The 5,538-nt window shown below is 37.5% G+C and carries 5 protein-coding genes; all 5 read left to right on the top strand.

Annotated features, from left to right (window positions below; genetic code table 11):
• Positions 1–116 precede the first annotated feature (116 nt).
• The 5 genes from KO502_RS01160 to argS all read left to right on the top strand — a co-directional run bounded on the left by KO502_RS01160 (position 117) and on the right by argS (position 5,370).
• Complete coding sequence (locus tag KO502_RS01160) at positions 117–536, top strand: DNA polymerase III subunit psi (RefSeq protein WP_216020719.1); 420 nt, start codon at positions 117–119, stop codon at positions 534–536.
• Complete coding sequence (gene rimI, locus KO502_RS01155) at positions 533–1,000, top strand: ribosomal protein S18-alanine N-acetyltransferase (RefSeq protein WP_252730438.1); 468 nt, start codon at positions 533–535, stop codon at positions 998–1,000. Before KO502_RS01160 ends, rimI begins: the two co-directional genes overlap by 4 nt.
• Before the next feature lie 180 nt (positions 1,001–1,180).
• Positions 1,181–1,486 carry a hypothetical protein gene (locus KO502_RS01150; protein ID WP_216020718.1) on the top strand — a complete coding sequence of 102 codons (306 nt, stop codon included), beginning with the start codon at positions 1,181–1,183 and terminating at the stop codon, positions 1,484–1,486.
• Positions 1,487–1,697: 211 nt separating this feature from the next.
• Entirely contained in the window at positions 1,698–3,278 is a 1,581-nt protein-coding gene (gene prfC, locus KO502_RS01145; protein WP_216020717.1) for a peptide chain release factor 3, read from the top strand.
• 331 nt (positions 3,279–3,609) lie between these two features.
• Positions 3,610–5,370 carry an arginine--tRNA ligase gene (gene argS, locus KO502_RS01140; protein WP_216020716.1) on the top strand — a complete coding sequence of 587 codons (1,761 nt, stop codon included), beginning with the start codon at positions 3,610–3,612 and terminating at the stop codon, positions 5,368–5,370.
• Positions 5,371–5,538: the final 168 nt, after the last annotated feature.

Raw genomic sequence — 5,538 nt, 5'->3', positions numbered from 1 at the left:
GCGATTGAAAGGAACGTAGTATTTAGGTATTTTAACTAGTACAGGTGTTCAGTAATTTAACGGACTTGGTATTACAAACCTGATTCAATAAACATAAGCAATATGAGTTATCGCAGATGAGTATAAATCAACATCAATTTGAACAATTGACCGAAATGGGCATTAGTTTATGGCAGCGTCGTAAAAATGACCTTTCGACAGAGAAGTCTAGCGAAGCAAAAAAAACTTATATTGATATTGATTTAGACTTATTAGCACAACAACAATTATTTACCGATATCTTGCTTGCCACGGGTTTAACAATTGGTGAAATAAAACCACAAGCCGATCATTTAGATTTAGGCTTATTTAATTGGTTTTTCATTCGTGGCAATGAGAGCAACGCTTCAGAAAATGATACCTCAGCAAAACATAGCCCAGAAATGCAAGCTCATTGGCACAACCAACAATTGTTCACCCCTTCAATTATTGAAATTTCAAAGTCTCCCATACTTAAAAAACAGTTATGGCAATTACTTAGTAGCAAAACGCAATGACCCAAAAAAACATGAACGACCATTTTGTTGAAATCACCCCAAAAGACGTAAAAGCGTTAATGGTTATTGAAATAGCATGTCATCCACATCCTTGGACAGAAAAAACCTTTACTAGCTGTATTGGTGGACGTTATTTTGGTGCAAGTCTAAAAGATTCAAATAACAATGATATAGGGTTTTATATTGGTGAATATGTTGCTGGTGAAGCAACGTTAATGAATATTTGTGTAGCCCCTAACAAGCAAGGTAATGGTTTTGGTAAAAAGCTATTTACACAATTTTTAACGCAAGCTAAAGCGCTAGGTGCAACCCAAATATTCTTAGAAGTGAGAGCTAAAAATATTGCAGCACAAATGCTTTATATGAATGTTGGATTTATCGAAATTGATCGCCGTACAGGGTATTACCCAAGTAATACCGGCTTTGGCTATGAAGATGCCATAGTTATGTCACTTAAGTGCTAGTTTCCTCTTGCCCATAGCTTACTATTAACAAATTCATACATTTCTACACATAAATCACCTATTTATTTTTCATCACTCAGTTAACATTACTTCAATAGCTACATTTTATATTCAATTCACTGTTGCTACATACTCGACCATAGTTGGGTTAAGCGCAGTGACAGGATTAAAGGCACTGATATGTTTACTAAAATAACTCCTACAGCAGATCAAAAATTAAGTAATGATGATGTTGCCAGCCTTATTGTGCATGACGCCTTAACTAAAATCAGTCAATTAACCGGTTTTACTAAAGAAGAGGCAACCAACGCATTATTAGTCCAAATAAAAACTCAAATAGATTCACAACCCCAATTGACTAAGCAAAAGACACAGACTTTATACCTAAAAAATATTCAGCAAATAATGCGACCACAACATAGTAGTAAGTCGCTACCAATACTTGACCACATTGAATATAAATACATATCAAACTTATTCAATTAAATAAATTTGCTCACTACCTGTGACTATCATTTTAATGAATAAATAAAAAATCTGTAAAAAGCGGCGACATTCGATCGAATATAGTGGCTTTTTGCAGATTTTTTCTATTTTAATGGTACAATGCGCGCAATTTTTTAAACTTAATGAAAAGTGCCTTTTCAACGATATCGTTAAACACTTTTTTCACCTATTTACTTAACAGGTAATTTGCATGTCTGTACAGCAAGAGCAGGTCGATTTACGTCGCACCTTCGCCATCATATCTCACCCTGATGCGGGTAAAACCACCATTACTGAAAAAGTACTTTTATTCGGTCAAGCTTTACAAAAAGCGGGTACCGTAAAAGGTAAAAAATCAGGACAACATGCAAAGTCTGACTGGATGGAAATGGAAAAAGATCGTGGTATTTCAATCACTACCTCGGTAATGCAATTTCCTTACAACAACTGTTTAGTTAATTTACTTGATACCCCTGGTCATGAAGACTTCTCAGAAGATACTTATCGTACACTAACCGCCGTTGACTCTTGTTTAATGGTTATTGATGTTGCTAAAGGTGTTGAAGCACGTACCATTAAATTAATGGAAGTTACACGTCTTCGTGATACGCCAATTATTACTTTTATGAATAAAATGGATCGTGATGTTCGTGATCCTATGGAAGTAATGGATGAGGTTGAAGAAGTACTAAAGATTAAATGTGCGCCTATTACTTGGCCAATTGGCATGGGTAAAGAGTTTAAAGGTGTTTATAACCTAGTGACTAATGAAACCTTTTTATATCAATCAGGGCAAGGTCATACCATACAAGAAGTGCGTGTGATCAAAGGTTTAGACAATCCAGATCTTGATGCCGCTGTTGGCAGTTATGCCGAAGATTTACGTGAAGAATTAGAGCTAGTACAAGGCGCTTCACATGAATTTGATTTAGATGAATTTTTGAAAGGTGAATTAACACCGGTATTTTTTGGTACTGCATTAGGTAACTTTGGGGTTGACCACATGCTTGATGGTTTAACTAAATGGGCTCCTAAGCCATTACCACGTGCAACCGATTTACGTGAAGTAAAAGCCGAAGAAGAAAAATTCTCGGGTTTTGTTTTTAAAATTCAAGCCAACATGGACCCAAAACATCGTGACCGTATTGCTTTTATGCGTATTTGTTCAGGCAAGTATGAAAAAGGCATGAAGATGAAACAAGTTCGTATAGGTAAAGATGTTAAAATAGCCGATGCGGTAACCTTTATGGCGGGCGATCGTTCAAACGTTGAAGAGGCTTACGCCGGTGATATTATTGGTTTACACAACCACGGTAGTATTCAAATAGGTGATACTTTTACCGCAGGTGAAGACATGAAGTTTAGCGGTATTCCTAACTTTGCGCCTGAAATGTTCCGTCGTATTCGTTTACGTGATCCACTTAAGGCGAAACAATTACAAAAAGGTTTAATTCAGTTATCTGAAGAAGGTGCGGTACAAGTATTTAGACCTTTCATCAACAACGATATGATTGTTGGTGCAGTTGGTGTGCTACAGTTTGAAGTAGTAGTTCAGCGCTTAAAAACAGAATACAAAGTTGATGCAATTTACGAAGCAATAAGTGTTGCAACAGCGCGCTGGTGTACTTGTGATGACGAGCGTACATTAGAGCAATTTAAGAAAAAAGCGGGTGATAACTTGGCGTTAGATGGTGGTGATAACTTAACGTATATTGCCCCGACTATGGTGAATCTATCACTAGCACAGGAACGACACCCAGAGATACAGTTCCACGCAACACGTGAACACTAGTTTGATGTCCTAGTTTGTCATTTTTCGGTGTTGCTTAATAATTTTTATTCAGTCACTTAGTGTACTAAGCTCCCTTATAAAAGTTCTTAAGCGCCTTGTAAAATAAGTAAACTAGTTAACCAAACCTGAATGATTAAAATGAATGATTAAAATGAATTAATGTATTTTGGTTTTATAAATCGAAATAAGAAATTAAATTTACTAACTGTGAGTTACTCTATTCTCGCAGTTAGTTGGCTTAAGACAAAAGAAAACGCGCGGAGTTGACGCATGTCAATGAGCACGATTGATGCCTGTATTGAGCCAAATAGCAAAGAGAATAAGTAACGATATGAATATTAAACAAATACTTGCCGAACGTGTTAGTAAAGCAATGGTTGAAGCGGGTTTACCTGAAGGTACTAACCCTGCAATCAGTTTATCAAACCGTCCTAACTTTGGTGACTATCAAGCAAATGGTGTGATGGGCGCAGCTAAAAAACTGAAAACTAATCCACGTGAATTAGCGGCTAAAGTAGTTGAGCATTTAAACCTTGACGGCATTGCCACAAAAATTGAGTTAGCTGGTCCGGGTTTTATTAATATTCATTTAGATGAAAAATGGTTAGCGGAGCAATTAAACCTTGTTGCTAACGATGAATTTACGGGTGTTAGCCAACGTGGTGTAAACGCTGACGATGAAGCACAAACCGTTGTTGTTGATTACTCTGCTCCTAACCTTGCAAAAGAAATGCATGTTGGCCATTTACGCTCAACCATCATTGGTGATGCTGTTGTACGCGCATTAGAGTTTCGTGGTGACAAGGTTATTCGTCAAAATCACATGGGTGATTGGGGTACACAATTTGGTATGTTAATAGCACATTTAAGCGATAAACTTGCGGGTGATGAAGTTGCTGAAACCGCCCTTGCCGATTTAGAAAACTTCTACCGTGAAGCTAAAATTCGTTTTGACGAAGAAGAAGGTTTTGCCGACCGTGCTCGCGCTGACGTAGTTAAACTACAAAGTGGCGATGCCGCTTGTGCCAAGTTATGGCAACAGTTTATCGATATTTCAATCACCCACAGTGAAGAAATATACGAAAAACTTAATGTATCATTACAGCGTTCAAACATTGTTGGTGAAAGCGCTTATAACGATGATTTACAACCTGTCATTGATGAGTTAATGGCGAAAGAAATCGCTGTAGAAAGCCAAGGCGCTAAAGTTGTTTTTATTGACGAAATGGCAAACAAAGACGGCGAGCCTTCAGTATTTATTGTACAAAAATCCGGTGGTGGCTTCTTATACGCTACAACTGATTTAGCGGCCTGTCGCTACCGTAGTGGCAAACTAGGTGCAGATCGCATCATTATCTTTACCGATGCTCGCCAAGGTTTACACTTTAAACAAGTTGAAATTGTAGCGCGTAAAGCTGGATTTTTACCTGAAAACGTTGGTTACCAGCATTGTCCATTTGGCATGATGATGGGTGACGATGGCACGCCATTTAAAACCCGTACTGGTGGCACAATTAAACTAGCAGAATTACTTGATGAAGCTATTGTTCGCGCTGCAGCATTAATCAAAGAGAAAAACCCTGAAATTTCTGAGACTGATTTAACAGAAATATCTAAAAAGGTTGGTATTGGCGCGGTTAAATTTGCTGATTTATCTAAAAACCGTACCAGCGATTACATTTTCAACTGGAAAACCATGTTGAGTTTTGAAGGCGCTACTGCCCCTTACTTACAATACGCTTATTCACGTATTCAAAGTATCTTTTCTAAAGCAGAGAGTAAAGCTGGCACAGTTGATAATAACGCGGTTATCAGCATACTTGAACCACAAGAAAAAGCCTTAGCGCTAAAGTTATTACAACTTGAAGATGTGATTGATGCAGTAATTAGCGAGTGTACACCTAACTTGCTATGTAACTACTTATACGAGCTAGCCAGTCTTTACATGAGTTTTTACGAAGCTTGCCCTATTTTAAAAGAAGGGATTAACGAAGACGTTAAGGCTTCACGTTTAGCCTTATGTAAAGTTATCTCGACAACATTAAAACAGGGGTTGGATATACTCGGCATTGAAGTCATGGATCGCATGTAAATTTAACCTAGATCGCACAATTGATTCGTCACTGTAGTACTCATTGACTAGCGTCAACTCCGTGCTTAGTTCCTTTCACTAGTGCGATCTAAATTTAAATTATGACTATTATTTGGTATTCAGATCTAAGTAATTATGTCATTCCCAAAGTGTCTTGTCGGGAATCCA

The organism is Colwellia sp. E2M01 (assembly GCF_018860585.1).
In the GTDB taxonomy this organism is placed as follows: domain Bacteria; phylum Pseudomonadota; class Gammaproteobacteria; order Enterobacterales; family Alteromonadaceae; genus Colwellia.
Note: the sequence above shows the minus strand (reverse complement) of the source record. Positions and strands in the feature narration are given on the sequence as shown.